Origin of the sequence: Terrabacter terrae (assembly GCF_039529575.1) — a bacterium.
Taxonomy (GTDB): domain Bacteria; phylum Actinomycetota; class Actinomycetes; order Actinomycetales; family Dermatophilaceae; genus Terrabacter; species Terrabacter terrae.
Map to the genome: position 1 here is coordinate 1 of NZ_BAAANB010000103.1, position 1158 is coordinate 1158.

Below are 1158 nucleotides of genomic sequence, written 5' to 3' on the forward strand. Positions count from 1 at the left end.
GAGCAGGACAGCAAGGCGGTCCCGCCGAAGACCCAGCCCGACGTGGTGCGCGCGGTCGTCGGCAAGCCGGTGCAGCTGCAGCCGCTCGGCAACGACATCGCCGGGGCCGACCCCACCGACCCGCAGGCCCGGATGCGCCTGGCCCAGGCCGTCAAGGGCCCGGGGCAGCTGACGCTCGACACCAACCTCGACACCGGCGTGCTCACCGTGACGGGACAGACGCCCGGCACCTCCACCGTCACGTATGCCGCCCAGATCGGCTCGGGGGTCAGCGTCGGACGCATCCGCGTCGACATCCTGCCGAACCCCTCCGACGACCTGCCGCCCGTCGCCACGCCGGACGCGGCCGTGCTCCGCGGCCAGACGCCCGTCATCGCGGACGTGCTGTCCAACGACTACAGCCCGCGCAGCGACGTCCTCGTCGTCCAGCGCGTCGTCACCGGCGCCTCCTGGCTCCGGGCCTCCGTCGTGCAGGGCCGATGGGTGCGCGCCCAGGCGACCTCCCCCCTCGAGGGGGACGCGCCCCGGCGGGCCACCGTCAGCTACACGATCAGCGACGGGACCAGGACGGCGGTCGGGCAGCTGTCGGTCGTGCAGAAGCCGGAGAGCAGGGACGTCGTGCGCCCCACCGTCGTCGACGACGTGGCGACGGTGCGCATCGGCGACGCCGTGACCGTCCCGGTCCTCGACAACGACTCGATGAGCGACGGCATCCCGCTCAAGCTCGACCCCGCGAGCGTCCGGGTGGTCTCCGGTGGCGGACAGGCCTTCGCCTCCGGCACGGTGGTGCGCTACGTCCCCGAGCAGGCCACCCTCACGGGGCCGGCCTCCGCGATCCTCGAGTACGCCACCTACCCCGAGGGCCTGCGCGCGCGGGCCGTCACCGGCCGGGTCGACGTCACGATCAACCCGCTGCCCGACGCCGTGAAGCACCCCGACCAGCCGCCGACCGCCCGCAGCTTCTCTGCGAGCGTCACCGCCGGCGACACGCTGGCGGTCACGGTGCCGACGAGCGGCGTCGACCCCGACGGCGACCTCACCTTCGTCAGCGGCATCGTCGGAGAGGACGGCAAGGCCGTCGAGCTCGAGCTGGGCCGCGTCCTCGGTTTCGGAGCGGCGACGATCCGCTACGAGGCCTACCCGCGCAGCTCGGGCACG

At 73.9% G+C, this 1158-nt stretch carries 1 protein-coding gene; it reads left to right on the plus strand.

What is annotated here, in order from left to right:
* The coding region (locus ABD194_RS19550) for an Ig-like domain-containing protein (protein ID WP_425580034.1) at positions 1–1158 on the plus strand (1158 nt) is incomplete at both ends.